The following is a 23,384-nucleotide window of genomic DNA, read 5'->3' as shown; positions in this document are numbered from 1 at the left end:
GCACCTCTTTCAAAATAGTTTTCAAAAAGTTTATTACATCTTCTTAAAGCTTCTCAAAACAAGGTGTTCCCACAATCTCCAAGGAAGAATCTTCTTCGTAAAGATCATAAATTTTACACCTTTTCCAATAGGATATCGTAAAGTAGTACGCTTTGTTTCAGCAATTTCAACGATTTTATTAGCAACATCTATCGGATTACCAAATGTATCACTACCGCTATTAATATGTTTTTGTATTTTATCCATATATTCTTTGTAAGGAGATGTTGTATCAGATTGGTTTTCAGCTAGTTGTTTACCAACCTCCCATATATTTGTATTGTAAGAACCAGGTTCAATTAAAGCGACATCTATTCCGAAAGGTTTTAATTCTAAGCGAAGCGATTCACTCCAGCCTTCTAATGCATATTTTGAAGATACATAAGGAGATAAACCAGGGAATCCAACTTGGCCGCTAATGCTGCTTATATTAATGATTTTTCCACTTCTTTGTTTTCTCATATATGGTAAAACAAGCTGGGTAATTGATATAGCTCCAAAAAGGTTCGTTTCAAATTGCTTTCGATATTCGTCTACTGGGATTTCTTCTAAAAAGCCCCCATTTGCATATCCTGCGTTATTTATAAGGAGATCTATTCTATTAATTTCTTTTAAAAACAATTGGAAATTATGTATAGAATTTTGATCTGTTACATCTAATTGTTGAACTTTTATATTGTGCTGTAAGTTAAGTTGAGTAACTTGGGATAGTAAGGTTCCTTGTTTTTCTAGGTTTCGCATTGTAGCGATAACTAAATAATCTTTTTTTGCGAGTTCGAGTGTAGTTAATAGTCCAAATCCACTTGAGGCTCCTGTAATTATTGCGATTTTTTTATTCATTTTCCGCCAGCTTTCTTTTTCTTTTATCATAACGAGTTATGATAAGAAAATCTATTATTCTTACATTTAGTATGAAATCAATTTGTATGTAAAAAAAGGGGATCATAGGGAATCAGCGTATATAGAGTAGTGTATATTAATATGATAATGAAATGAGGGAAGAAAAATGGTCCATGTAAAAGATGTATTAGCAGATCAGCTATTAGCGAATGCAAATGATCCCAGTTGGTATATGCCATTTTCAGATGCAGTTAAGGATTTATCTGAGAGGGAAGCTTTCTGGAAACCGAATGAAGAGAGTAATAGTATAGCTGAAATCGTACAACATTTACTGTATTGGAACTCTACGTGGCAAACTAGGTATAAAGAATCAAATGTGAATGCAGTACCCGCTATAGGAGATAATAACAAAAGTTTTATGCTCTCAGATAATCAAACTTTCGATGAATTACGGGAAAAACTACTAGAAAAACTGTTACAATGGCAAAATCTCATAAATGAAGAAAAGGTTGAAAGTGATGTAGTGGGATTTCCTGTTTCTGCAAAGTGGTGGGAAGTGCTAGCGAATGTAACAACTCATAATGCATATCATATTGGTCAAATTATTTACATCCGAAAATTACAGAAGAGCTTTGATAATGAATAAAGTAACAATTCTCTTATTAAGGGAACAAAGGTGGACAAAACGAGACAAACGTCTCATTTTGTCCACTTTTTTATTGTTAAAAGATAGAGAAAACCTATTAAAACAAGGATTCGAAATTGGCACAATACTTGCAATATAAAAGACGAACAAGAAAATAGGAGGGCTGGACATGTTAAAAACAACTGAAAGTAAAGGGAATGAAATTACGAAAGAACAAGCTCATTGGATGTACGAAAAAATGTTAGAAATTCGTAAGTTTGAAGATAAGGTGCATGAATTGTTCGCGCAAGGCGTTTTGCCAGGTTTCGTTCATTTATACGCAGGTGAAGAAGCGGTAGCAGTTGGTGTATGTGCCCACTTAACGGATAGTGACAGTATTACAAGTACACATAGAGGTCATGGACATTGTATCGCAAAAGGTTGTGATTTAAATGGTATGATGGCTGAACTTTTCGGGAAAGCGACAGGATTATGTAAAGGTAAAGGCGGTTCCATGCATATTGCCGATTTGGATAAAGGAATGCTTGGTGCGAATGGCATTGTAGGCGGGGGTTTCCCACTTGCTTGCGGTTCAGCATTAACAGCTAAATATAAAGGAACAAAAGATGTAAGTGTTTGCTTCTTCGGTGACGGAGCAAATAATGAAGGAACATTCCATGAAGGGGTTAATTTAGCGGCGATTTGGAAGTTACCAGTTATTTTTATTGCAGAAAATAACGGTTACGGTGAAGCAACTACATTTGAATATGCTTCAAGTTGTGATTCTATCGCTGATCGCGCAAAAGCTTATAATATTCCAGGTGTTCAAGTAGATGGAAAAGATCTTCTAGCTGTATATAAAGCTGCTGCAGAAGCAGTTGAACGTGCGCGTAATGGTGATGGTCCAACAATTATTGAATGTATGACATATCGTAATTATGGTCATTTCGAAGGTGAAGCGCAAACATATAAAACATCAGAAGAAAAAGAAGAACATTTAAACGAAAAAGATGCAATTGTGAATTTCCGTAAGCATTTAATTCATGAAGGTTTATTAACAGAATCTGAACTTGTTGATATGGAAAAAGCAGTAGATGATGCAGTACAAAGATCCATTGAATTTAGTGAAAATAGTCCATACCCAGACGATGAAGAATTATTAAAAGATGTATACGTTTCTTACAAATAAGAGGAGGGTGAAAAATTATGACTAGAACAGTAAGTATGTCAACTGCAATTAATGAAGCGATGAAAATCTCAATGCGTCATGATGAAAATGTAATTTTAATAGGTGAAGATGTTGCAGGCGGTGCACAAGTTGATCACCTGCAAGATGATGAAGCTTGGGGTGGTGTTCTTGGTGTTACGAAAGGACTTGTACAAGAGTTTGGCCGAAATCGTATATTGGATACACCAATTTCTGAAGCGGGTTATATGGGAGCTGCGATGGCAGCTGCTGCAACTGGGTTACGTCCGATAGCTGAGTTAATGTTTAATGATTTTATCGGTAGTTGTCTTGACCAAGTATTAAACCAAGGTGCGAAATTCCGTTATATGTTTGGAGGTAAAGCAAAAGTACCCGTTACAGTACGTACGATGCATGGCGCTGGTTTTAGTGCAGCAGCTCAACATTCACAAAGTTTGTACGCATTATTTACGAGCATACCAGGTATTAAAGTTGTTGTTCCTTCCACACCGTATGATGCAAAAGGCTTATTATTAGCGGCAATTGAAGATGATGATCCAGTAATCTTCTTTGAGGATAAAACACTTTACAATATGAAAGGTGAAGTGCCAGAAGGATACTATACAATTCCATTAGGAAAAGCAGATATTAAACGGGAAGGTTCTGATGTAACAATTGTCGCAATCGGAAAGCAAGTTCATACAGCGCTTGCAGCTGCAAAGCAATTATCGAAAAAGGGGCTTGAAGTAGAAGTAATTGATCCACGATCTTTATCACCACTTGATGAAGATACTATTTTATCATCTGTTGAAAAAACAAATCGTCTTATCGTCATTGACGAAGCGAATCCTAGATGTAGTATTGCAACAGATATTGCGGCAATTGTAGCGGATAAAGGTTTTGATTTGTTAGATGCACCTATTAAACGAATTACAGCACCACATACACCTGTTCCGTTCTCACCACCACTTGAAAAGTTGTATTTGCCAACACCAGAAAAAGTAATTGAAACTGTATCAGAAATGATCGGAGACCAATCTTTATTACATGTGTAATAAAACGATGAGAAGGGAGAGAGAGACATGGCTGTAGAAGTTGTAATGCCGAAGTTAGGTATGGCGATGAAAGAAGGTATTATTACGAGCTGGAATATTAAAGCAGGCGATAATGTAGCAAAGGGAGAACTAATTGCTAGTATTAATTCAGAAAAAATTGAAACGGAAATTGAAGCGCCAGCTGATGGTACGGTACTTGATATAGCTGTAAGTGAAGATGAAGGAGTGCCGCCCGGTACTGTAATTTGCTACATCGGTAAACCGAATGAAAAGGTAGAAATGCAGGAAAGCACACATGTTGTAGAAGAAAAAACATCTAATATAGAAGTACAAAATGTACAAAATCAAGAAGCAAATGGGAAAGAAGTATCGAAGCAAAGAATTAAAATTTCACCTGTAGCCAAGAAAATTGCAAAGTCTGAAAATCTGAATATCAAGGCATTAGTTGGTACAGGTCCTGGCGGAAGGATTACAAAGGCAGATGTATTAAAAGCACTTGAGGTAAGAGTAAACGTTCCGGAAATATCTGAACGAGAAGAAAGTAAAGCGATTCCTGTTACTGGTATGCGTAAAGCAATCGCAAATCGTATGCACGCAAGCTTACAAAATAGCGCACAATTAACGTTAACGATGAAAGTAGATGTAACAGATTTAGTTGCTTTACATAAAGAAATAGCGGAAGTTGTACAAAAAAGATATGATAATAAATTAACTATTACGGATTTCGTCTCGCATGCTGTTGTATTAGCACTTGGAGAGCATAAAGAAATGAACAGCGCTTATATAGATGATGCAATTCATCAATTTGAACATGTGCATTTAGGCATGGCAGTCGCATTAGAAAAAGGGTTAGTCGTTCCAGCTATTCGCTTTGCAAATAATTTATCTTTAGTAGAGTTGTCTAAAGAGATTAAGAATGTGGCACAAAAGGCACGAGCAGGTAGCTTAAGTAGTGATGATATGCACGGAACGACATTTACAATTAGTAATTTAGGTAGCTTTGGTATTGAATATTTCACACCGGTATTAAATACACCTGAAACTGGTATTTTAGGTGTAGGTGCAATTGAACATGTTCCTGTATTTAAAGGGAAAAAATTAAGAAAAGGAAGTATGTTACCTTTAAGTTTAACATTCGATCATCGTGTATTAGACGGTGCACCAGCAGCTGCATTTTTACGCACAATTAAACATTATTTAGAAGAACCTATAACAATTCTTTTATAAAGAGAAGGTGAGAGAATGAGTAAATTAGTTGTTATTGGGGGCGGACCTGCTGGCTATGTAGCAGCAATTACCGCGGCTCAAAATGGCAAAGATGTCACTCTTATTGATGAAGCTGACCTTGGCGGAACATGTTTAAATGTTGGGTGTATGCCGACGAAATCACTGTTAGAAAGTGCTGAAGTACATGACATTGTGAGAAAAGCGAATGATTATGGGGTTACGCTTAATACAGGAAGTATATCAATTGATTGGGATCAAATACAGGCGAGGAAATCACAAATCGTAATGCAACTCGTCCAAGGAATACAATATTTAATGAAGAAAAATAAAATTAAAGTTGTAAAAGGAACAGCGAAATTCGAAACGGATCATCGTATGCGAGTTGTACAAGGAAATAAAGAAGAAGTAGTTGATGGAGAGAGCTTTATTATCGCAGCTGGTTCCGAACCTACAGAATTACTATTCGCTCCGTTTGATGGAAAATGGATTTTAAATAGTAGCCATGCCATGTCTCTTGAGAGTGTACCATCTTCATTGTTAATCGTTGGTGGTGGTGTAATAGGATGCGAGTTTGCAAGCATTTATAGTAGACTTGGCACAAAAGTATCGATAGTTGAAATGGCACCGCAATTAATACCTGGTGAAGATGAAGATATCGCGAATACTTTAAGAGAGAAATTAGAAAAAGATGGGGTGAAAATTTTTACGGGAGCAGTTTTAAAAGGTTTAAATAACTATAAGAAGCAAGCTTCATTTGAATACGAGGGAATTACTCACGAAGTAACTCCAGAATTTGTTCTTGTTTCTGTAGGAAGAAAACCACGAGTGCAACAATTAGGATTAGAAAAGGCAGGGGTTCAGTTTTCAAATAAAGGGATTGCTGTGAATGAACATATGCAAACGAACGTATCGCATATTTACGCAGCTGGTGATGTGATCGGTGGAATTCAGCTTGCTCACGTTGCCTTCCATGAAGGAACGACAGCAGCATTACACGCAAGCGGAGAAGACGTGAAAGTAAATTATCACGCTGTGCCCCGTTGTATATACACAGCTCCAGAAATAGCTAGTGTCGGGTTAAGTGAAAAAGGTGCAAGAGAACAATATGGTGATATTCTCATCGGAGAATTTCCTTTTACAGCGAACGGAAAAGCTCTTATTTTAGGAGAACAAGTAGGTAAAGTAAAAGTCATTGTAGAACCTAAATACCAAGAAATTGTAGGGATTTCTATTATCGGTCCTCATGCAACTGAACTTATTGGTCAAGGAACCATAATGATTCATACAGAAGTTACCGCTGATATAATGAGAGATTATATTGCAGCACACCCTACTTTATCAGAAGCAATTCATGAAGCGTTAATGCAAGCGGTAGGACATGCTGTACATGCTTAAATGGAAATATAATAAACCACTATTCTCTAAACAAATAAGAGAATAGTGGTTTGATTTTTTATTAATAGAATATCTTATTATTTTTTAATTTCAATCGCTGAAGTAATATCGTTCCAATCAGGAGCTAAATTAGCAGTTTTACCATACCAATCAGCGTGTTTAAATATAACACCTTTTCCATATCCTTGTGTTGAAGTGTGCTCCCAAAGTGTCGTTGAATAACTTGCAGAAGGTGACGCTGTACTTACAGAAGAAATTCTGTCATTCCAGCTAGATGGTAAGTTTTTAAAGCCGCTGCTCCAGTAAATATATTGACCACCTTTATCTTTATGTTCGTAAAAATCAGTACTACCAGCACCGCTACCTAAAGGATTAATATTATTTTTAATTGCTTTTTTATCCTTTGCAATATACGCATCCAATGTTTCACGGCTAGTAAAACCATAAGCTAGCCAATCTCCATTTTCATTTTGCTCTGGTAATACCATAGTAATTTGGATATCTTTCTTATCCTGATCACTTAATTTTGCAAATGAATTAACATTTTGTTCATCCACTTTTAAATAATCAAATGACTTAATTGTGTTACTTTTTTCCTCAGCACTTACTGCACCTAGTCCTCCAGTTAATGCAAAACCAGCTACTAATGTCCCTGCTACTAATTTCTTCAACATATAACCATCCCTTTTTGTTTGAATTTTTGTACAGGTGAATCTTGTACAGCTAAAATGTATTCTAATTTTATACTTTTGTAAATATTCTGAAGTTTTAGAAATAATAGGCGGAATATTTACATTTTTACATTATTTCTTTAGAAAAAATGGTTATTGGAATGATATAATAAGTGGATGTATTGCTTTTACTGGATGTAAAGATATTTTAGGAGAGGTGTCATTGAAATATTTTACAAGAGAATGGTATAAAAAAATGCAAGTTTTAGAATTTGTAAGTTTTATAGAGTCTATAAAAGAATGGTCGGAAATGGATATACAAAGTTTAAAGGAAGAAATAGAGGAAAGGAAAATAGATTTATTAAAATTCCTTCCTGAATCGATATACTCAATTATACAAAACATAAAAATTAATTCAGAATACCCATCAGGTGAACTGAAAAAACTTATGCAAGAGTGGACAACAGATTATGAGAAAAGAATGGCACAATTAGATCAATCATACGTAGAATATTTTAATTCCATTGAGAAAAAACTTCCGTCAAATGTCGCTCAGTTACACAAGACATCACTACACGATAGTGTAATTAAAGTAATAAAGAGAGATTCAGAAGATACTTTGTCTATCGTATTAGATTGCAGTGGTACTTTTAGTGAATTTGATAAACTTGAAGTAACCTTTATAGGAGTAACAAAGTGTTCTGTGCAGGAAAGCTTTGACAGTTCTTGGTGGCTATATCATGAAATAGCTCTTACTGAAGATGGTTTTGAACTAGGTGTTTTATTTGACTCTCCATTTAGAGAAGTGACGATTTGCGCAGCAGATGTATTACTTGTGAAGAAATAATGTTGTATGGAGTATTACAAACGTTTGACATAATAAAAAAATAAAGTTATTGTAGATACATGAAGTCTACAATAGGAGCTGTACTATGAAATATTCTAAAGCTACAAATTATGCTCTTCATACAATGCTTTTTCTGGCAAAGGCCACACCAAATAAGTTAGTTAGTGTTCACCAATTAGCAGAAATGCAAAATGTTTCACCAACGTACTTGTCTAAAATACTAACTAAGTTGACGAAGGAAGGGATGATACACTCATCATCTGGTCCAAAGGGCGGTTACTCGCTTAGTAAGAATTGGGAAGATATTTCATTTTTAGATATTATACATGCAATTGAAGGCAAAACATCATTGTTTGACTGTTGTTTACATGACAAACCTGGATGTTTAATTAATGAGGCAATGCTCGCAGCAGAAGAGAAAATGGAAGAAGAGTTAAGAAATCAAAAAATCGTAGATCTTGCGAAAAAAATAAAAGTGGATTTTTAATCTGCTTTTATTTTTAAATTAATTAAGGATAAAAAGGCTCTTTAATATCTTTAATTGTAGTTAGAAAATGATATGAAGAAGGAGAGAAGATGATGAATAATTTTTGGAATGATCGATATAAATCAGATGAATATTTTTACGGGGAAGAACCTAATACATTTATTAAAGAACAAGCATTTCGTTTAGCAAATCACAATAAAGTAATAGCATTTGCGGAGGGAGAAGGTAGAAATGCTGTATTTCTAGCAAGACAAGGGAACGAAGTAACAGCTATTGATTATTCGGAAGATGGATTAGAAAAGACAAAAAAATTGGCAGAGAAGCATAACGTAAACGTGCATACAAAAAAAGTAGATTTATTAGCTGATAGTTTGCCAGAAAATGAATATGATGCGGCAATTATGGTATTTGGACATTTTCATGATGATTATAAAAAAATGATATTAGATAAAATGATACAAACGATAAAACCTGGTGGATTAATTATGTTTGAAGTTTACTCAAAAAAACAAATAAACTATAGTACTGGTGGACCAAAAGATGTTGATATGCTGTATGATCCAATTGATATCCTTACTTGGTGTGAAGAACATAAGGTAATTCATTTCTTTAATGGAGAACAAGAGCGAGTTGAAGGGAAAGGGCACACTGGTTTAGCTGATGTTATTCAAGTTGTTATTAGAAAATTAATATAAGTGTTAATGAAAGTGTTAAATGTATAAATGTAAAAAGACCAGTCGTATAAGACTGGTCTTTCTATTTAGATACTAAATTATCAAGCTTCCAATATGTATTTGTTAACGGCGCAGCTTTGCTATCTATGTATAAATACATATTATTTAAATCTTTTGGTGAAGTTTTCAGTTCAAACACAATGTCAGTAGTTAAAGAGAATTCGTGTGGAACATTTTTATAGTGCTCGTCATCTATCGGATGAGCTTCACCTTCATATTTCTCACCAGTTTTTTCATCTTGTATGAAATATTTTATTTCCGAAAGATCAATAGTTTGTCCATCGTCTCGAACATTATTAATCATAACACGAGTAGTAAGGCGCCGCTCTTTGTCTATTTTTTCAAACTTTGCATTCTCAACTGTCGCTCTATAGTATTCATTTTTAACTATTTCTCCATAGTGCATTGCATTCTTTTCGAGAGCGCTCTTTTCTTGTTTTGATGTAGTATTACTATTACATCCTGTTAATATTCCAGTAAATAATAATGCTGTACATGTCGTTTTGATTAATGATTTCATAGTAATCCCTTTCTGTATTAAAAAGTAAAACATAGGAATAATTTTACATCAATAGGAAGGTAAATGGAAGTATTTTTGCGTAATATACAGATATACATTTATTTGGTTGTCAAGTTAACAGGATAGAAAGAGGGAGAAGACTGTATAAAACAGAATAAATAAGAATTGAAAATATTGTAAAACGGAAGAGGCATGCATATAATTAAAATAAAGTTTAAGTTTCTGAACCTTCAATAACGGTGGTGATAACATGTTTACTGAAGAACGTCGAGAGAAAATTTTAGAACTACTTAATACAGATGGAAGAGTAATAGCAAAGGATCTTGCGGAAAGATTTGATATGTCTATTGATTCTATAAGAAGAGATTTGTCTATTATGGAAAAGGATGGTTTATTAAAAAGAACGCACGGAGGTGCAATTGAGCTTACGCGAGTGAGAAACTTAGCTGCGGAACCAACTAAACGTTATAGTGATAGCTCAATATATGAGGACACAATTGCAAGAGTTGCGGTATCTTATATACAAGAAGGTGATTCAATTTTTATTGGTGGGGCTTCCGTTCATAATGCGATGCTGAAATATTTACCGGAAGTATCATTTACGGTTATTACGAATTCTATAGAAATAGCTGGTTATCTACGAGAATATAAGAATATTGATACGTATTTAATTGGCGGAAAAGTAAAACCTTCAGGGAATATTACTGATACACTTGCCTCTGAATTGATAAGTAGATTTTCTATTGATCTGTATTTTTCTACAGGTGGAGGCATTTCATTACAAGGTATTAGTACCGCAACACCTGAAGTTGCTTATTTTAGTAAAAGAGTAAGTGAAATTGCTAGAAGAAATATTTGTTTAGTTCCGCATAATAAACTTGGAATAGATTGTTTTATAAGAGGAGAGTCTCTAAAAAAAATTGACATTATTATAACTGACGAAGAGGCTAGTAAAGAAACTGTTCAGGACTTTGAGAAACAAGGTAAACAAGTTGTAATAGCGCCATTATATTCATTTGAAAGGAGTTTGACATGATTGTAAAAGAGCAAGAGTTTCATATAAATGGATTAACTTATACAATTCGTTCTGCAGCTGAGAAAGATGCTGACCAGTTATCGAAAATTAGAGTTCAGATTGATGGAGAAACTGAAAATATGGATAGAGATGCTGGAGAGGGATTTATAGATAATCTAGGATTTCAAAAAATAATAAAAACAGATAGTGAAGAGACGAAGAATCTCTTTTTAGTTGCAGAAGTGCACAATCGAATCGTTGGATTTTCAAGGTGTGAAGGATCAAATTTTAAGAGATTATCTCATAAAGTGGAGTTTGGCGTTTGCATTTTAAAAGAGTTTTGGGGATATAAAATGGGTAAGAGCCTATTACAACAATCTATTAAATGGGCTGACGAAAATGCAGTAAATAAAATATCTTTACAAGTATTAGAGACAAACGAGAAAGCTATTCATCTTTATAAAAAATTAGGTTTTGAAGTAGAAGGCGTTTTGAAAAATGACAAAAGACTATCGGACGGAAAGTATTATAATACGGTAGTGATGGGAAGGTTTACTGATACTTTTCATAAAAGAGGTGAAGAAGTATGTTTTACAGAAGGAAGTACTATGTAGTGAAAAATGAATTCATAGAAGTATTTAATGATCATTTCAATAACACGAACTTACCTAATCAATTAAAGCATGGTTCTAAGCTAATAGGACGCTGGATGAAAGATAATAAGAATGGTACGTCTGAAGTATTTGCCATATGGGAATATGATAGTTATGAACAGTATAAAGAAATAGAATCGAAAATTAGAAGTGACGAGAGGCATATTAGAAGAATACATGAATGGTATGAAAACCATGGCGGGAAAGAATATGTTTTACAGGAGTACATAGTAGAGATGAAAAATGAAGAGTTAGTATGTACTGTAAAGTAATAGAGGGGTGAGGGATAATAGGAATGAAAACAAAATTATATTTTAGTTTAGCATCCACTATTTTATTTGCAATAGCCGTGATTGTTTTCTTTATAAACGGTAATCCACAAAAGTGGTTTTGGTTATGTATTTTCTTTGCTTCCATTATACAAAATATAGTGCTACTAAAAAAGAATAAAGAAGTGCATTAAAATATTCAAATTATTAACATATTTGTGTCGTCTTTCTAGTTTTATTGAAAACGCTTTTATTCAGTTTTATAATAAAAGTATGTTTTTACAGATCTCCAAAACAATGAATAGGGAGATGATACAATGTTAGCTTCACCGTTTTACTTACATACATGGAAAAAGTTTATTAATGAAGGAGTCCTTGATTCGAACCGTATAAACGAAAGAATTTCAGAGTCATGGCATCGATGTAAACAAGCAAATGTGAATCCTCACATGAATAAAGGTCAGAAAATTTTGTCTTCTATTTTTTTTCAAGATCAAAAGAAAAAGAGTGAAATCTTCCTAGATATCGCAATCCCTCAAATACAAAATATGAGAAAAACCATTGATGAACTACAAATGATGGCATTATTAATCGATCCAGATGGTTATGTTCTATCGTTAAGTGGAAATAAACAAACGTTAAAGCGAGCGAAACATATTAATTTTATTGAAGGTGTAAAATGGACGGAAGCAGCTGTGGGGACAAACGCAATAGGAACAGCGCTAGAAATTGAAGAAGCTATTATGATAAGTGGTACTGAACATTACTCCGTGGTATCTCATAGCTGGAGTTGTGCGGCTGCTCCCATTCATAATGATGACGGGAAATTAATTGGTGTTCTAGATTTCTCCTGTCCAATTGAATTTTCGCATCCATATATGCTCGGTATGGTAACTTCAATTGCACATGCGATAGAACGTGAATGTAGCATAAGAGTTCATCAAAATGAATTACACTTAATTCATCGTTTTTTAGATGTCATTGATAGTGATGAACAAGTAGTTATTTGTAATCATCGTGATGTTATCGTTTCTGCGAGTAAGAGCGTTCGTGAACGAATAAATGATTGGTCAAGAATGAAACTTGAAGAGTTAATGCACCATGGATTAGAAACTAAATTAGAGATACCAGTATATAGTAATGAAAGAATGATTGGGAAATGTATGTATTTAAAGGAAAACGAACAAATGAATACATATTCTGCTCTCACATTTATAAAAGGAATTACTTTTCCAGGAGTTACTGGGACAAGCAGAGCATTTCAACACACACTAGAAGAAATTAAGCTTGTTTCACCGACTGATGCTAGTGTGTATGTATGTGGTGAGACAGGAGTGGGAAAGGAATATGTCGCGAGAGCGATTCATGAAAATAGTCCAAGAAAAGACGGGCCCTTTATAGCTGTTAACTGCGGTTCTTTGCCTAAAGAATTAATAGAAAGTGAATTGTTCGGTTATGCTGAAGGTGCATTTACAGGTGCGCGACGTCAAGGATATAAAGGGAAATTTGAACAAGCGAATGGAGGAACATTATTTTTAGATGAAATTGGTGAAGTACCACCAGAGATGCAAGTAGCATTATTGCGTGTTTTACAAGAACGTACAATAACTCCAATAGGAAGTTCAAAAGAGGTACCAGTAAATATTCGTATTATTACTGCCACACATAAAGATTTACTACGGTTAGTAGAAGAAGGGAAATTCCGTCAAGATTTATATTATCGTTTGCACGTTTATCCGTTATATGTTCCATCGTTAATAGAAAGAAAAGAGGATATCCCATATTTTATACAACACTTTTGCGAACAGAAGAATTGGAATGTTGTATTTCCGAAGAGTATTTGCAATCAATTTTTACAACATACATGGCCCGGAAATATTCGAGAACTAGTAAATGCATTAGAACGCATTTACATTTTGTCGCAAGGACGGGAAATATGCGAAAAACAAGTCGCTCTTTTGATACAAACAATGATGGGAAATCAACAACAACTTGAGTTACAAGTTGAAAATAAAACCGAACATACATTGAATTTTCGTGAAAAAATACAGCGTGATAGCATGATTGAAGCATTACAAAAGACAAACGGAAATGTTTCATTAGCTGCAAAACTATTAGATGTACCCCGTAGTACATTTTATAAACGAATGCAAAAATATAAGTTATAAAGTAGATTTTTGTAATCTACTTTTTCTTTGTGGGCTCATGTTCTGTCGGAATGTGCGCTTACCGGGGAAATAATAGAACAGTTAGAAATTAATTTCCGAAAGGGGGACTTATGTGAAGTATATTGAAATTGGCTTCGGAAATAGGTGGTTCGTTCGAACAGAAACTGAAAATAAAGATGGAACTGAATTTGAGGAACGAGGAATTATAAAACCTATTTATTTTGAGTCTTTATATGTACGAATTTGGTTTCGGAAAACGTGTTTTATTTTTGATACGAAAGAAGGGTTTAAAAAAACTAAGAAGAGGAGGATTGAATATAAATTTATAGTTGGAATTGTAAGTAGAATAAATAAAGAAAAAGTGTGCTGATATACGTTATTATATTGACCAGGAAATTCTTTGGACTTATATTAAATTCATAAAAAGCAATTTTACTAAATATAAATTGTTAATAAAACCACTAAAAATTATTATCAAGACCTAAAAGCTAAAAATCCTAAAAAAATAAAGGTGAGCGCATATTAGTCATGTATAATATGTACTCACCTTTATTTTCTTGTTCAAAGCACCCGTTAGTCACTCATGGAACATGGAATAAAGTGTGGTATTGATTTGAAATAAAGTTTGATAATTTATAAAAAAGATTGATAAAACCCTGTATTAATATAAGATTTTTCTTTTGCCCCTTAAATTTCAGTTGTATTGTTCAATTAAAGGGCCAGAGTGTTGAGGAAACAGGAATAATAAGAATACTCAAAAGATTGTTTGTGAAGTGTTACACTTAAACTAACGGGCAGTTTAGCTTAAGTACATTTTTTCACAAATTTAAATGGGGAAATTTCCCCATTTTTATACCAGCTTAACGTTGATTCGGGAATGTTGAACTTCGCTACCTGCTAATTGAATTCTACTTCATCTGGAGACCTTTAAATTAAAATGTTTCCTTTCTTCTGACAGACTTATTAAATTTCGAAAACAATCAATTCAATCATCTTTTCGTATAGAAAAACTTATTAAGAAACATGCACTAGAAAAAATATAAATCATATATAGGAGATATCCCGTTTGAATGCTTGAGGAGGATATTATGAAACCTATGTTACCTAGTGAAAAATATTTCGGTAATTTAGAACTAGTTTATGCATTTTATGGGGCTATGCCTACAGGTGTTACTGTTTCAGAAACCGGTCGTATTTTCATTTGCTTTCCGAAATGGGGAGACGATGTTAAATTTACGGTGGCGGAAATTTTTGAGGATAAATTGCAGCCTTATCCTAATTTACAAACCAATTTGGTTAACCCCGAGAATATCCCAATGACTTTCATCAGTGTCCAAAGTGTAGTTGCTGATGGAAGGGGAACGCTTTGGATATTAGATACAGCGGCACCCAATTTTTCTGAACCTATTAAAGGGGGGGCAAAATTAGTCGCTGTTGATTTAGAAACCAATACAATAAGAAAAGTATATACCTTTACAGAAGATGTTGTCCTGCCTACAACTTATCTGAATGATGTCCGTTTTGATTTTCGTGTTGGAAAAGCAGGTTATGCCTATATAACGGATTCTTCTTCAAGAGGACCAGGAGCTATTATCGTCGTAGATTTATCAAATGGAAACGCGTTTAGACGGTTAAATGGAGCAAATTCAACTTCACCCGATCCCTATTTTTTACCGAAAGTAGAAGGTCAAATTTTAATGAATCGAAACAAAGACGGTTCAACTTCTCCATTTAGGTTGGCGTCTGATAGTCTTGCGATTTCTCCCGATGGAAAGATATTATTTTTTGCTCCACTAACCAGTCGGCATTTGTTCTCGATCTCAACAGAAGCCTTGAGAGACAGAACGATACCGGACATGAATTTACCTTATCATGTGGAGTATTGGGGAGAAAAAGGTGCGTCTGATGGAATGATCACCGATGCAAAGGGAGCTGTTTATGCTGGAGATTATGAAAACAACAGTATCCGTAAGATATTGCCAAATGGCATAATGGAAGCTATCGCACATGATCCGAGAATTTTGTGGCCGGATACTTTTTCAATTGGTCCGGATCAATATTTGTATGTCATTGTGAACCAATTACATCGACAGCCTAGATTTCATTATGGAAAAGACTTACGACAGAAACCTTATAGTTTACTTCGTATCAAAATTGATGAATTTCCTGCTCCGACCTTTTCATAATAAAAATAGTCAATTAATTGTTTTCATTGATAGAAAATGATCAAACTTTTTTATAAAACCAAAACATAAACCTGCTGGATAAGAATCCATTTTGATCAATCTTTTTCAAAATGGATTCTTTTTATTTACCATAGAATACGGGTTAACACGATATTTTTAATCAAACTTTATTTTAAAATTACGAAGGAACTCATGAATGTTTTAAAAAATATGGTGAAGTAGTAATACCCCAACTTATGAGTGAAATTAATGAAAAGTTAAAATGGGATGTTGTTAGTTATGTAGATCATAAGGAGTATGCTTTATGGCCACTACTAAAATATTTTAAAAAGATAATTACCTCAGCCTAAAGATATTAAAGAACTTGTTTGTAATATTCTATTTGAAGATTTTTCATTGAAAATCTCAATAGCTCTTTCACATATTTCTTAATTAATACAAAATCTTTCTGTTATCCAATAATTAAGTTCAGAAAATGTAAGGCTTTGTTCTATTTTCTTACCTTGGGAATATTGTTTTAAAACATTATTATTAATAGAAGTCGGAATGCCATCGATATAACCGAAAATCTGAATTTTCTTTAATACAGGAGATATACGCCAATCATTAGACTTTGTAATGAGTTCTTTCATACTTGATAAATGTATTGGATCTGTATGTAAGATTTTTGCTGGACCTGGATTTCTAGCAATTTTAATCCTATTATTTGAGACTTCACAAGTGAAAGTTTCTCTTACATTACTTACTTGAAATGCTTCATAAAGTGGATAAGCTTGGAATAAAGGCGCACAGTAACCAACATCGACATAATAAGGTTGCTCTAAATTAACTCGTAAACATAAATGTCCAGGATCCATATACATACATATAATGAACATCAAAATCAAGATTGGATAGTAACCAATGGAATCCAATTGAGTGTGTCCAACAAGTACCGCCCAAACCTTTTGTTGTAATACGGTTTATGTATGTCTCAATGTAAGGAAAATAATCCTCTGTTTCATTACTTTTTTCCCAGTCAATTATTTTAGTAAGAGTTTCCCACTTTACCTTTTCTTGATGAGCTTTAATAAGCTCATTTAAAAACTTTAAGCTAGTAGGTTGTTTTGTAGCACCTAAAAACGATAGAAACTTGTTTACAAGTTTTTCTTGTGACATGTTCTTATCCTTTCTATATAGTAGTTTGTATTAAGAATATTATACAATTAATATCAGAAAATACAGTTATTAATAGGTTAGGAGAGAATTGTATGTCAATGTCGCTATATTATAAAAAAATTCGTGAGCAATTAGGCCATGAACTAATTCTAATACCGAGTGTAGCTGCTGTTATTAAAAATGAGCAAGGGAAAATCTTATTTCAATATCCTGGTGGAGAATACTGGAGTTTGCCAGCTGGAGCAATTGAGCCTGGAGAAACTCCAGAAGAAGCGGTAGTTCGTGAAGTGTGGGAAGAAACGGGTTTGAAAGTGCAAGTAAAAAAACAAAAAGGGGTATTTGGAGGGGAAAGGTTCCGTCATATATATCCGAATGGCAATCAAGTAGAATATATTGTTGTTGTGTTTGAATGTGAAATTACTAGTGGAAAACTGAAATCGATAGATGGTGAATCTTTAAAACTACAATATTTCTCATTTTCTGAAAAGCCTACTTTAGCACTACCATACCCAGATAATATATTTTTATAGATGTAAAATAGCACACCGTATTTATTGCAGGTGTGCTATTTATATAACCCCGTCGTATACATCTCCGTCAATGTATGTACTATCTCTTCTAACTCAAATTTTTTATCATTTTTCACAATTGCCCAAAGAAACATCTCATTCATTGCGAACCAAGCACGTGCTACAATTTCTTTATTTAATTCAGGCTGTGCTAATCCACTTTCTTGAGAGTATGTAATATCCTGCGTAATATTGTTTATGAAGCGTTCCCGTATCTCGTCCCATTTTTGACGTATCTCTTTTGATAATCCGATTGCTTCTTCTACAACTTGTAAAATAGCTCGTTCTTTCTTTGCTAGTTGTAGAAATGCTCTAACTTGATTTTGAATCATTTTATGTGCTTCTTCCTTCGTTTGAGGCAAAAAGGAGCGCTTGGCAATATCATAAAATTGATTCATAACATCTTCCATTAAAACGGTGAGGAGATCATCTTTGTTTTTAAAGTATACATATGCTGTTCCGTAACCAGTTTCTGCATGTTTAATAATTTGTGTAATTGTCGTTTTTTGAAATCCGTTATTTATAAAAATAGTGTAACCAGAGTGTAATAGTTTTTTCTTCGTTTCTAAGGAGCGGTGTTTTCTTGATGAAAGGGTACTGTTTTTCAAAGAATCACCTCTTTATACTGAAATATCTGAAAATATAACTGTATTGTAAAAGAAATTCATATATAAAGTCAACTGACATAATATCATTGACGTCGTATCAATTGAGGTGATATATTTCAATTAGTTAGAATAAAAAGAAAATTAAGAGAAGGTGACACCATGTATAAAGAACCATTTCAACCGAATTATGAATATGCGCTTGAATGTGATAAACATGATGAACTGAAAGATTTTCAAACTGAATTCTATAAAAAAGAAGGAACGATATATTTAGATGGAAACTCATTAGGACTACTTTCAAAAAGAGCAGAGAAATCATTACTTACGTTGCTAGATTCGTGGAAAGAGTATGGCATTGACGGCTGGACAGAAGGTGAGCACCCGTGGTTTTTCCTTTCAGAGAAATTAGGTAAACTTACAGCCCCTCTTATTGGTGCTTTACCGGAAGAAACTATTGTAACCGGTTCTACAACTACAAATATACACCAAGTTATTGCGACGTTTTACGAACCAAAAGGAATACGTACAAAAATACTTGCGGATGAATTAACTTTCCCATCAGATATTTATGCACTTCAAAGTCAAATTCGTTTAAAAGGATTAGATCCAGAGGAGCATTTAGTAAGAGTGAAAAGCCGAGATGGTAGAACACTTTCAGAAGAAGATATTATTTATGCGATGGAAGATGATATCGCTTTAATTTTATTACCTTCTGTTTTATATAGAAGTGGTCAAATTCTGGATATGAAACGTTTAACAACGGAAGCTCATAAACGCGGCATTCACATTGGATTTGATTTATGCCATTCAATAGGATCTATTCCGCATCATTTCAAAGATTGGGATGTCGATTTTGCTGTTTGGTGCAATTATAAATATTTAAATGCAGGACCGGGTGGCGTTGCAGGAATTTATGTAAATAATAAACATTTTAATAGACTACCAGGGTTGTCTGGATGGTTTAGTTCTAGAAAAGATAAGCAGTTTGATATGGAGCATACATTAACAGCCGCTGATCATGCAGGTGCTTATCAAATTGGTACACCTCACGTTTTAAGTACAGCACCATTAATTGGTTCACTTGAAATTTTCAAAGATGCTGGTATTGAGCGTTTACGTGAGAAATCTTTACATATTACGAGGTACATGCTGAATTTAATTGAACATGAATTAAAAGATTTCGAATTTACAATTGGAAATCCATTAGAGGATGAAAAACGAGGCGGGCACATTTATTTAGAGCATGCAGAAGCAGCACGTATATGTAAAGCACTAAAAGCAAATGGAGTAATTCCAGATTTTAGAGCGCCAAATGGGGTGAGACTTGCGCCGGTCGCTTTATATAACACATACGAAGAAGTGTGGAAATCTGTACAAATATTAAAGAAAATTATGAAAAATGAAGAGTATAAGCAGTTTGAAAATAAGCGAGAGGTTGTGGCATAAATATGAAAACATCAGAGTGGATTGATATTTCACAACCGCTAAATAATAATATTGCAACGTGGCCAGGAGACACACCGTTCTCGTATGAAGTTTCATGGTCAAAAGAAGAAAGTGGCTCGGTAAATGTCGGAAAGTTAACGATGAGTATTCATACAGGCACTCATATTGATGCACCATTTCATTTTGATAATGATGGAAAGAAAGTATTAGATTTAGATGTTCAAGTTTATGTTGGTCCAGCACGGATTATTGACGTTTCTAATTTTGAAAGCATCGGGAAAAAGGAATTAGAAAGCTTTCATTTAGAAGGTGTAGAACGATTATTATTACGTACATCTTCACATGGAAAAGCTGAAGAATTTCCAGATGTGATCCCTCATTTACGTGCAGACATAGCACCTTTTCTTTCAGAGAAAGGTATTCGTTTAATCGGAGTAGATGTACCATCAGTTGATCCGCTAGATGATAAAGAATTAGCAGCACATCATCAATTATTTAAACATGGAATTCATATTTTAGAAAATGTCGTACTAGATCATGTAGCAGACGGTGATTATGAACTTATTGCATTACCACTTGCATTAACTGATGCAGATGGAAGTCCAGTTCGAGCCGTTATTAGACCAATATAAGTAGAATCATATAAAAGGGGCGTTTGGCTAATATGAAAGAAAATGAAAAAGTAATTATGGAAAAAGGGATTCATACGGATTTTAAAGAGAATATGACGTATGGGGAGTATTTACAATTAGATAGTTTACTATCTTCTCAAAAAAGATTATCGGACCATCATGATGAAATGTTATTTATCGTTATTCACCAAGCAAGTGAGCTTTGGATGAAGCTCATTTTACATGAGCTAAATGCGGCGATTGAATCTATTAAACAAGATAAATTACAACCAGCTTTTAAAATGTTAGCACGTGTATCAAAAATTCAGTCTCAAATTATTCAATCTTGGGATATTCTTGCGACATTAACACCATCAGAATATATTGAGTTTCGTGATTCACTCGGTCAAGCTTCAGGTTTTCAATCGTATCAATATCGTATGATTGAGTATGCACTTGGCTATAAAACGCCACACGCATTAAAAATTTATGAAAAGGATCCAGAATTACATGCACGACTTCATAAAGCGCTACATGCACCAAGTCTATATGATGTCGCGATTCAAGCATTAGTAAAAGAAGGATTCCCTATTCATAAAGATGTGTTAAACCGTGATATTACGCAACCTTATGAAGAAGATGCAACAGTAGAAGCAGCGTGGTTAGAAGTATATGCGGATGTGAAAAAATATTGGAATTTATATCAGCTTGCTGAAAAATTGATTGATATTGAAGACTGGCTACAACAATGGCGTTTTCGTCATATGAAAACAGTAGAACGAATTATTGGACATAAAATGGGAACAGGTGGATCCTCCGGTGTTTCTTATTTAAAACGAGTACTTGATCAACAATTCTTCCCAGAGCTGTGGAATGTTCGTACGAAATTATAAAAATAAACCTGTCAGTTCATTATGACTGACAGGTTTATTTTTATTTGAGCACAATTATGTTTAAAATGAAGGAACAAGATATAATAAATGGAGTAACTATTTAAATGGAGGTAAAGTTTTTGGATTTCAAGCAACTAGAAAATAAATTCGAAAAGAAAAAAGTGAATACATTTCTTGTTTATCAAAAAGGGGAATTAACAACTGAGTACTATAAAACACCTGAATGTGCAAATAAATTATATAAAATAAATTCGATTACAAAAAGTATTGGATCTTTATTAATTGGTATTGCTCTTGATAAGAGCTATATAAATGATATACATACACCGATTACAGAGTGGATTGAAAATGTACCTGGGGAAAAACATGATTTGACGCTTTATCACTTATTAACAATGACTACTGGTGAGGATTGGAAAGAGTTTGGAAATGGAGTAGTATTCCCAAATGACTTTGTAGAATCAGAGAACTGGGTACAGTACATATTAGAAAAGCCAATAATTGAAGAACCTGCTACAAAAATGAATTATAATTCAGGTTCTTCTCATTTACTGAGCTATATTATTCAAGAAGCTACTGGAATGTCGACAGAGCGGTTTGCAAAGAAATATTTATTTGATCCATTAGAAATTAACGAATACGAGTGGCAACAAGATCCGCAAGGTATATATGTCGGCGGCTTCGGTATGAAAATGAAATCTACCGATTTATTAAAATTAGGAAAGTTATGTTTGCAAAATGGATATTGGAATGAAAAAGAAATTGTATCAGCGAAATGGTTAGAAGAGTCAAGTAGGGCTCTATTTGAAACATATGAACATGTCGGTGCATATGGATATCACTGGTGGGTATTAGATAACGGAAGATTTCACATACCGTATTGTATATATTTTGCTATGGGATACGGCGGACAATACATCGTTATCATTCCTCAGTTAGAAATAGTAGCTATTATAAGTAGTCATATGCCAAAACGTGGGCTTGTTCCATTAAAACTATTTATTGAGCATGTACAGGGAAATTCTAATTATATATAAGAAAAGGAGGGAATGTATGAAGGATGAAAAAATTTTATCTTTATTTAGATTATGTTTAAGTCTTCTAGTGTGTAGCGCCATTATTACGCAATTCATAATTAGGGCACAAGTGAAGCCGTTTAATCCAGTTAACTTTTTTAGTTTCTTCACTATTGAAAGTAACATTTTAGTTGCATGTATTCTCCTTTTAAGCAGTATCGGAACAGCTACATTTGGTCGCTCAGAACAGTTTAGTATACTTCGTGGTGCGGCAACGGTATACATACTTACGACAGGACTCGTTTATTTTTTGTTACTAAGAGGGTTAGAAGAGTCACTTCAAACGGCAATACCATGGGTAAATACTGTGCTACATTATATCATGCCGATTGCAATGCTTTTAGATTGGATTTTAAATCCACCTATTAAGAAAATCACTTGGAAACAAGCTGCAAGTTGGCTCTTATTCCCGTGCTTTTACGTTGTATATAGCTTAATACGTGGTCCAATCGTGAATTGGTATCCATATCCGTTTTTAGATCCGAGAATAGGTGGATATGGTAAAGTACTTTTATATAGTATAGGGATAGCTGTAGTAATTGGCGCTATTTGTATATTGGTAAGATTTTTAGGGAATCGAAACTTTAGGAAAGAATTTTAGAAATGCAAGGAACCCCACTGTTTCCATTTTTAACAGTGGGGTTTCACTTTATCTACTCGTCTTCTGAAACGACAACTTTATAAATTTCTCCGTCTTCGTTTCAAATTCTACATCAACAAAAACACCATATTCTTTTCCATCTTCACGTAACCACAATTTAAATTTTTCAACAGTTATTTGAACTGTTTTTGGTTTTCTACCTATATGAAGATAGTCAATAATTTCTGCTTTTGGGTATTGTTCTTTCGTCTTTTCTACGGCAAGTTTACCCCATTTGGCATACGGCGGCTGCGCATGAACAATTGATGAGTCTGTATATATATTTGAACATGTTGTTAGGAACAGAATGACGAGTGCGACACGTTTTAACGATTTCTTCATGATGAACTCCTTTCATCCTTTTTTTATATTGTTTACATATTTTTTCAACGATATTAGTTTGGATTTTTTTGTCTTCTTTACATAAAAGCGAGGCTTTTACAAAACATAACCAAGAAATCATTTC

General features: G+C 33.9%; 26 protein-coding genes and 1 pseudogene. 21 read left to right on the top strand and 6 right to left on the bottom strand.

Translation table 11 applies throughout. The features are described 5' to 3' along the window. Positions 1-33: 33 nt before the first annotated feature. Entirely contained in the window at positions 34-879 is an 846-nt protein-coding gene (locus OXT04_RS03850; protein ID WP_267413164.1) for an oxidoreductase, read from the bottom strand. Positions 880-1,045: 166 nt separating this feature from the next. Between OXT04_RS03850 and OXT04_RS03845 the strand changes: the two genes are divergently transcribed. From OXT04_RS03845 to lpdA, 6 genes are read left to right on the top strand one after another with little or no spacing between them, the layout of a single operon-like run. Next, the gene (locus OXT04_RS03845) at positions 1,046-1,525 is read left to right on the top strand and encodes a DinB family protein (protein WP_000233794.1); all 480 of its coding nucleotides are present in this window, start codon (positions 1,046-1,048) and stop codon (positions 1,523-1,525) included. Further along, positions 1,518-1,664 carry a hypothetical protein gene (locus OXT04_RS03840; protein ID WP_001045415.1) on the top strand — a complete coding sequence of 49 codons (147 nt, stop codon included), beginning with the start codon at positions 1,518-1,520 and terminating at the stop codon, positions 1,662-1,664. Before OXT04_RS03845 ends, OXT04_RS03840 begins: the two co-directional genes overlap by 8 nt. A gap of 30 nt (positions 1,665-1,694) precedes the next feature. Beyond that, positions 1,695-2,693 (top strand): acetoin:2,6-dichlorophenolindophenol oxidoreductase subunit alpha, encoded by a 999-nt coding sequence (acoA, locus tag OXT04_RS03835; RefSeq protein WP_000921262.1) that lies wholly within the window; start codon positions 1,695-1,697, stop codon positions 2,691-2,693. A 17-nt stretch (positions 2,694-2,710) separates the two neighbouring features. Beyond that, entirely contained in the window at positions 2,711-3,745 is a 1,035-nt protein-coding gene (gene acoB / locus OXT04_RS03830) for an acetoin:2,6-dichlorophenolindophenol oxidoreductase subunit beta (RefSeq protein WP_098508473.1), read from the top strand. Between the two features lie 27 nt (positions 3,746-3,772). Beyond that, positions 3,773-4,972 carry a dihydrolipoamide acetyltransferase family protein gene (locus tag OXT04_RS03825; protein WP_000257778.1) on the top strand — a complete coding sequence of 400 codons (1,200 nt, stop codon included), beginning with the start codon at positions 3,773-3,775 and terminating at the stop codon, positions 4,970-4,972. 15 nt (positions 4,973-4,987) lie between these two features. Beyond that, on the top strand, positions 4,988-6,367 hold the full coding sequence (lpdA, locus tag OXT04_RS03820; RefSeq protein WP_000041188.1) for a dihydrolipoyl dehydrogenase: 1,380 nt from the start codon (positions 4,988-4,990) through the stop codon (positions 6,365-6,367). Positions 6,368-6,444: 77 nt separating this feature from the next. Here the strand turns inward: lpdA and OXT04_RS03815 are convergent, their stop codons facing one another. Continuing rightward, complete coding sequence (locus OXT04_RS03815; RefSeq protein WP_000914433.1) at positions 6,445-7,041, bottom strand: hypothetical protein; 597 nt, start codon at positions 7,039-7,041, stop codon at positions 6,445-6,447. A gap of 220 nt (positions 7,042-7,261) precedes the next feature. Between OXT04_RS03815 and OXT04_RS03810 the strand changes: the two genes are divergently transcribed. The 3 genes from OXT04_RS03810 (at position 7,262) to OXT04_RS03800 (ending at position 9,067) form a co-directional block, all read left to right on the top strand. Next, on the top strand, positions 7,262-7,885 hold the full coding sequence (locus OXT04_RS03810; protein ID WP_267413163.1) for a DUF4085 domain-containing protein: 624 nt from the start codon (positions 7,262-7,264) through the stop codon (positions 7,883-7,885). Between the two features lie 85 nt (positions 7,886-7,970). Then, the gene (locus tag OXT04_RS03805; protein WP_000877649.1) at positions 7,971-8,372 is read left to right on the top strand and encodes an Rrf2 family transcriptional regulator; all 402 of its coding nucleotides are present in this window, start codon (positions 7,971-7,973) and stop codon (positions 8,370-8,372) included. An 89-nt stretch (positions 8,373-8,461) separates the two neighbouring features. Next, positions 8,462-9,067 carry a class I SAM-dependent methyltransferase gene (locus tag OXT04_RS03800; RefSeq protein ID WP_002094049.1) on the top strand — a complete coding sequence of 202 codons (606 nt, stop codon included), beginning with the start codon at positions 8,462-8,464 and terminating at the stop codon, positions 9,065-9,067. Between the two features lie 61 nt (positions 9,068-9,128). Here the strand turns inward: OXT04_RS03800 and OXT04_RS03795 are convergent, their stop codons facing one another. Continuing rightward, positions 9,129-9,626, bottom strand: coding sequence for a hypothetical protein (locus tag OXT04_RS03795; RefSeq protein ID WP_000838465.1), 498 nt, complete (start codon positions 9,624-9,626; stop codon positions 9,129-9,131). A gap of 250 nt (positions 9,627-9,876) precedes the next feature. Here OXT04_RS03795 and OXT04_RS03790 point away from each other — a divergent pair, with 250 nt between their 5' ends. The 6 genes from OXT04_RS03790 to OXT04_RS03765 all read left to right on the top strand — a co-directional run bounded on the left by OXT04_RS03790 (position 9,877) and on the right by OXT04_RS03765 (position 15,917). Beyond that, a complete protein-coding gene (locus OXT04_RS03790; RefSeq protein WP_000493642.1) occupies positions 9,877-10,662 on the top strand; it encodes a DeoR/GlpR family DNA-binding transcription regulator in 786 nt (261 codons plus the stop codon). Beyond that, the gene (locus OXT04_RS03785) at positions 10,659-11,255 is read left to right on the top strand and encodes a GNAT family N-acetyltransferase (protein WP_000635672.1); all 597 of its coding nucleotides are present in this window, start codon (positions 10,659-10,661) and stop codon (positions 11,253-11,255) included. The genes OXT04_RS03790 and OXT04_RS03785 overlap by 4 nt, the downstream gene beginning before the upstream one ends. Further along, positions 11,228-11,566, top strand: a complete 339-nt coding sequence (locus OXT04_RS03780; protein WP_000499988.1) for an NIPSNAP family protein — start codon at positions 11,228-11,230, stop codon at positions 11,564-11,566. The genes OXT04_RS03785 and OXT04_RS03780 overlap by 28 nt, the downstream gene beginning before the upstream one ends. 314 nt (positions 11,567-11,880) lie before the next feature. After that, complete coding sequence (locus OXT04_RS03775) at positions 11,881-13,731, top strand: sigma-54-dependent Fis family transcriptional regulator (RefSeq protein WP_267413162.1); 1,851 nt, start codon at positions 11,881-11,883, stop codon at positions 13,729-13,731. A 112-nt stretch (positions 13,732-13,843) separates the two neighbouring features. After that, positions 13,844-14,101, top strand: coding sequence for a DUF3977 family protein (locus OXT04_RS03770; protein WP_000873825.1), 258 nt, complete (start codon positions 13,844-13,846; stop codon positions 14,099-14,101). Between the two features lie 718 nt (positions 14,102-14,819). Next, the gene (locus OXT04_RS03765; RefSeq protein WP_033657518.1) at positions 14,820-15,917 is read left to right on the top strand and encodes an L-dopachrome tautomerase-related protein; all 1,098 of its coding nucleotides are present in this window, start codon (positions 14,820-14,822) and stop codon (positions 15,915-15,917) included. 428 nt (positions 15,918-16,345) lie between these two features. On the opposite strand, the pseudogene OXT04_RS03760 reads toward OXT04_RS03765, so the two are convergent. Then, positions 16,346-17,075 (bottom strand): annotated as a pseudogene (locus OXT04_RS03760) (arylamine N-acetyltransferase family protein). 92 nt (positions 17,076-17,167) lie between these two features. Between OXT04_RS03760 and OXT04_RS03755 the strand changes: the two are divergent. Continuing rightward, the gene (locus tag OXT04_RS03755; protein WP_000062935.1) at positions 17,168-17,605 is read left to right on the top strand and encodes an NUDIX hydrolase; all 438 of its coding nucleotides are present in this window, start codon (positions 17,168-17,170) and stop codon (positions 17,603-17,605) included. Between the two features lie 35 nt (positions 17,606-17,640). Here OXT04_RS03755 and OXT04_RS03750 read toward each other — a convergent pair whose 3' ends face one another. Beyond that, positions 17,641-18,252, bottom strand: a complete 612-nt coding sequence (locus OXT04_RS03750; RefSeq protein ID WP_000798544.1) for a TetR/AcrR family transcriptional regulator — start codon at positions 18,250-18,252, stop codon at positions 17,641-17,643. A gap of 159 nt (positions 18,253-18,411) precedes the next feature. Between OXT04_RS03750 and kynU the strand changes: the two genes are divergently transcribed. The 5 genes from kynU (at position 18,412) to OXT04_RS03725 (ending at position 22,879) form a co-directional block, all read left to right on the top strand. Next, positions 18,412-19,698, top strand: a complete 1,287-nt coding sequence (kynU, locus tag OXT04_RS03745) for a kynureninase (RefSeq protein ID WP_000276261.1) — start codon at positions 18,412-18,414, stop codon at positions 19,696-19,698. 2 nt (positions 19,699-19,700) lie between these two features. Continuing rightward, a complete protein-coding gene (gene kynB / locus OXT04_RS03740; RefSeq protein ID WP_000858069.1) occupies positions 19,701-20,330 on the top strand; it encodes an arylformamidase in 630 nt (209 codons plus the stop codon). Positions 20,331-20,362: 32 nt separating this feature from the next. Next, a complete protein-coding gene (kynA, locus tag OXT04_RS03735) occupies positions 20,363-21,202 on the top strand; it encodes a tryptophan 2,3-dioxygenase (RefSeq protein WP_000661957.1) in 840 nt (279 codons plus the stop codon). A 119-nt stretch (positions 21,203-21,321) separates the two neighbouring features. Then, on the top strand, positions 21,322-22,239 hold the full coding sequence (locus tag OXT04_RS03730) for a serine hydrolase domain-containing protein (protein WP_267413158.1): 918 nt from the start codon (positions 21,322-21,324) through the stop codon (positions 22,237-22,239). A gap of 16 nt (positions 22,240-22,255) precedes the next feature. Next, complete coding sequence (locus tag OXT04_RS03725; RefSeq protein WP_000650960.1) at positions 22,256-22,879, top strand: Pr6Pr family membrane protein; 624 nt, start codon at positions 22,256-22,258, stop codon at positions 22,877-22,879. A 48-nt stretch (positions 22,880-22,927) separates the two neighbouring features. Here the strand turns inward: OXT04_RS03725 and OXT04_RS03720 are convergent, their stop codons facing one another. Continuing rightward, positions 22,928-23,260, bottom strand: coding sequence for a DUF3889 domain-containing protein (locus OXT04_RS03720; protein WP_016512695.1), 333 nt, complete (start codon positions 23,258-23,260; stop codon positions 22,928-22,930). Positions 23,261-23,384 lie beyond the last annotated feature (124 nt).

The sequence above is a fragment of the Bacillus sp. GC_Bacil_1 genome, assembly GCF_026540675.1.
Taxonomy (GTDB): Bacteria; Bacillota; Bacilli; order Bacillales; family Bacillaceae_G; genus Bacillus_A; species Bacillus_A cereus.
The sequence above is the reverse complement of the archived record's forward strand: the minus strand, read 5'-3'. Positions and strand labels throughout refer to the sequence as shown.

Bases quoted from the DNA above. Each gene is read 5' to 3' on its own strand.
- OXT04_RS03805 (WP_000877649.1), top strand. From the start codon at position 7,971: ATGAAATATTCTAAAGCTACAAATTATGCTCTTCATACAATGCTTTTT.
- OXT04_RS03845 (WP_000233794.1), top strand. From the start codon at position 1,046: ATGGTCCATGTAAAAGATGTATTAGCAGATCAGCTATTAGCGAATGCA.
- OXT04_RS03815 (WP_000914433.1), bottom strand. From the start codon at position 7,041: ATGTTGAAGAAATTAGTAGCAGGGACATTAGTAGCTGGTTTTGCATTA.
- OXT04_RS03800 (WP_002094049.1), top strand. From the start codon at position 8,462: ATGATGAATAATTTTTGGAATGATCGATATAAATCAGATGAATATTTT.
- kynU (WP_000276261.1), top strand. From the start codon at position 18,412: ATGTATAAAGAACCATTTCAACCGAATTATGAATATGCGCTTGAATGT.
- OXT04_RS03780 (WP_000499988.1), top strand. From the start codon at position 11,228: ATGTTTTACAGAAGGAAGTACTATGTAGTGAAAAATGAATTCATAGAA.
- lpdA (WP_000041188.1), top strand. From the start codon at position 4,988: ATGAGTAAATTAGTTGTTATTGGGGGCGGACCTGCTGGCTATGTAGCA.
- OXT04_RS03840 (WP_001045415.1), top strand. From the start codon at position 1,518: ATGAATAAAGTAACAATTCTCTTATTAAGGGAACAAAGGTGGACAAAA.
- OXT04_RS03850 (WP_267413164.1), bottom strand. From the start codon at position 879: ATGAATAAAAAAATCGCAATAATTACAGGAGCCTCAAGTGGATTTGGA.
- OXT04_RS03785 (WP_000635672.1), top strand. From the start codon at position 10,659: ATGATTGTAAAAGAGCAAGAGTTTCATATAAATGGATTAACTTATACA.
- OXT04_RS03755 (WP_000062935.1), top strand. From the start codon at position 17,168: ATGTCAATGTCGCTATATTATAAAAAAATTCGTGAGCAATTAGGCCAT.
- OXT04_RS03765 (WP_033657518.1), top strand. From the start codon at position 14,820: ATGAAACCTATGTTACCTAGTGAAAAATATTTCGGTAATTTAGAACTA.
- kynA (WP_000661957.1), top strand. From the start codon at position 20,363: ATGAAAGAAAATGAAAAAGTAATTATGGAAAAAGGGATTCATACGGAT.
- acoB (WP_098508473.1), top strand. From the start codon at position 2,711: ATGACTAGAACAGTAAGTATGTCAACTGCAATTAATGAAGCGATGAAA.
- OXT04_RS03790 (WP_000493642.1), top strand. From the start codon at position 9,877: ATGTTTACTGAAGAACGTCGAGAGAAAATTTTAGAACTACTTAATACA.
- kynB (WP_000858069.1), top strand. From the start codon at position 19,701: ATGAAAACATCAGAGTGGATTGATATTTCACAACCGCTAAATAATAAT.
- OXT04_RS03795 (WP_000838465.1), bottom strand. From the start codon at position 9,626: ATGAAATCATTAATCAAAACGACATGTACAGCATTATTATTTACTGGA.
- OXT04_RS03825 (WP_000257778.1), top strand. From the start codon at position 3,773: ATGGCTGTAGAAGTTGTAATGCCGAAGTTAGGTATGGCGATGAAAGAA.
- OXT04_RS03775 (WP_267413162.1), top strand. From the start codon at position 11,881: ATGTTAGCTTCACCGTTTTACTTACATACATGGAAAAAGTTTATTAAT.
- OXT04_RS03720 (WP_016512695.1), bottom strand. From the start codon at position 23,260: ATGAAGAAATCGTTAAAACGTGTCGCACTCGTCATTCTGTTCCTAACA.
- OXT04_RS03725 (WP_000650960.1), top strand. From the start codon at position 22,256: ATGAAGGATGAAAAAATTTTATCTTTATTTAGATTATGTTTAAGTCTT.
- acoA (WP_000921262.1), top strand. From the start codon at position 1,695: ATGTTAAAAACAACTGAAAGTAAAGGGAATGAAATTACGAAAGAACAA.